2 protein-coding genes and 1 pseudogene are annotated in these 2540 nt (G+C 68.5%); 2 read left to right on the forward strand and 1 reads right to left on the reverse strand.

Annotated features, from left to right (window positions below; genetic code table 11):
• Positions 1 to 444 (forward strand): annotated as a pseudogene (locus tag ACOJSF_RS05320) (lipopolysaccharide biosynthesis protein); the annotation flags it as partial.
• Positions 445 to 453: 9 nt separating this feature from the next.
• Positions 454 to 1686, forward strand: coding sequence for a UbiH/UbiF/VisC/COQ6 family ubiquinone biosynthesis hydroxylase (locus tag ACOJSF_RS05325; RefSeq protein WP_420141187.1), 1233 nt, complete (start codon positions 454 to 456; stop codon positions 1684 to 1686).
• Positions 1687 to 1707: 21 nt separating this feature from the next.
• Here ACOJSF_RS05325 and ACOJSF_RS05330 read toward each other — a convergent pair whose 3' ends face one another.
• A complete protein-coding gene (locus ACOJSF_RS05330) occupies positions 1708 to 2475 on the reverse strand; it encodes a sulfite exporter TauE/SafE family protein (protein WP_420141188.1) in 768 nt (255 codons plus the stop codon).
• Positions 2476 to 2540: the final 65 nt, after the last annotated feature.

The following is a 2540-nucleotide window of genomic DNA, read 5'->3' on the forward strand; positions in this document are numbered from 1 at the left end:
AACCTTGCCATCTCGGTCGGCATGGTCCTGCTCCAGCTCTTGCTGTCAATCGTGCTGGTGTTGCTGTTCCGCGCGCTGCTCCCCTCACTGGAAGAGGCGGGTTGGATCGGCCCCCGCCCCGCCCCGCGCGATGATCCCGTCGCCGCCGCAGGCCCCGCCGTCGCACTGGCGATTGCTGTGGGCGCGGCTTCCATAGCCAAGGCGCTGCTGCTCCACCGCCTGCTCGGCGCGCGGGTCAATGGCTGGCGCTGGCCGCTCGTCTGGGCGGCGATCGTGGCCGGACTGGCGGGCTGGGCGGTGACCCGCGTCCCCCACGAGCTTGAATGGTTCGAGCTGGCAGTCGGCGTGCCGCTGATCCTCGCCATCTTCTGCGCGATCATCTGGTTTCGTGCCTTCAATCACGACGACCGCGTGCTCTTTCGCAAGCAGCCCGCAAGCGCCTAAAGGATCGTGATGCTCTCCGCCGATACGCACCGCACCGACGTCATCATCCTGGGCGGGGGTCTGGTCGGCCTGACGCTCGCGCTCGCGCTCGATGCCGGGGGCATCGCCTGCGTGGTGATCGATCCGGTCGATCCGGCCGCCACGCTCGCGCGAGGGTTCGATGGACGCGCATCGGCCATCGCCAGTGCCAGCCACAACATGCTCGACACGATCGGCGTGGGCGCACGGCTTGCCGGCAAGGGCTGCGCGATCCGCTCGATCCATGTCAGCGACGGCCTCGCCCCGCGCGCCTTGGTGTTCGACCCCGCCGAGGGGAGCGGTCCGCTCGGCCGGATGTACGAGAATCGCCTGCTGCGCGCGACCTTGCACGAAGCCGCCAGGGACGCGGCGAACCTGACCCTGCTCGCGCCCGCGACACCGATCGCGGTCGAACGCGATGCCATGTCGGCACGCGTCACGATTGCCGACGGGCGCCGCTTCGCCGCGCCGCTGCTGATCGCGGCAGAGGGGCGCAATTCCCCCACCCGCGCGGCGGCCGGAATCAGCATCGCGCGCTGGAGCTACGATCACAGTGCGATCATCGCCACGCTCGGCCACGAACGGCCGCATGGCGAGATCGCCTACGAGATTTTCTATCCTTCGGGCCCCTTCGCGCTGCTGCCGATGCCGGACGACGATGTGGGGCATCGGTCGGCGATCGTCTGGACGGTCGCCGCGGCACACGGGCCGGCGATGATCGGCCTGCCCGACCGCGCCTTCCTGGCGGAGGCGGAAAAGAGGATGGGCGGGATGCTGGGCGCGCTCCGCTCGGCCAGCCCGCGTTCGGCCTACCCGCTCGGCTTCCACCATGCCGCGCGGATCACGGATCAGCGTCTCGCCCTCGTGGGCGATGCCGCCCATGGCATCCATCCGATCGCGGGCCAGGGGCTAAACCTCGGCCTGCGCGACGTGGCCACGCTGGCGGAGGTCGTGATCGAAGGGGCACGGTTGGGCATGGACCTGGGCGATGCGCAATTGCTCGCGCGCTATCAGCGCTGGCGCGCGTTCGACAATTTCCTCGTCGCCGCCACCACCGACACGCTGACCCGCCTGTTCGGCATGCCGGGGCGCGGCCCGCGCGCGATCCGCCGCTTCGGGCTGGACGTCGTGTCGCGCATCGCGCCTCTTCAGCGCCGCTTCATGGCCGAGGCGCGGGGGGAGACGGGCAAGTTGCCGCGCCTGCTCCAGGGGGTGGAAATCTAAACGACGGCCGCCTGCTTCCGATCAGCGTCCGAATGCCGCGTAGGCGCCGTAAATGCTGGTGACGGTCAGCACGACGCCCACCAGCACCATCAACGTCTTGGTCGGCATCCGCTTGGCGATGATCGCACCGAATGGCGCCGCGATCACGCCGCCGATCAGCAGGCCGAGCATCGCATAGGTAAAGGTCGCCAGCCCGAAATGGGCGAGGAAGGTGGCGGAAACGGTCAGGGTCAGGAAGAATTCGACCGTATTGACGGTGCCCACCGTGTGCCGGGGGTTCGAGCCCTGGACCAGCAGGTTGCTGGTGACGATCGGCCCCCACCCGCCGCCGCCCGCCGCATCGAGAAAGCCGCCGATCAGTCCGAGCGGCTCGATCACCCTGGGTTTCTTCTCCTGCGGCGGATATCTGAGCCCCCGCCAGAGGATGTAGACCCCGATCGCGGCCAGATAGAGCATGACGAACGGCTTGGCGGCGTCCGCGCTGACGTTGCTTAGCACATAGGCACCCAGAAACCCGCCCAGCATGCCGGGCAGCGCCAGGCGCGCGAACAGCTTCCAGTCGACATTGCGATGGAGGACGTGGCTGATTCCCGACGCAGCGGTCGTGAACGTCTCGACCGCATGCACGCCGGCCGACGCCGCGGCGGGGGGAACGCCCAGGCTGATCATCAGCGTGTTGGAGATCACGCCGAACGCCATGCCGAGCGCGCCGTCGATCACCTGTGCGACGAATCCCACCAGGATGAAGGGCAGCAGGTCGGCCAGCTCGAACGACGCAAAGTCCAACACCCGCTCACCCCCGAAATCGTCGGCAGATTTCCTACCCGATCGATGGGCAACTATCGGTCGGTGGC

The sequence above is a fragment of the Sphingomonas sp. genome (genome assembly GCF_048594985.1).
Classification (GTDB): Bacteria; Pseudomonadota; Alphaproteobacteria; order Sphingomonadales; family Sphingomonadaceae; genus Sphingomonas_I.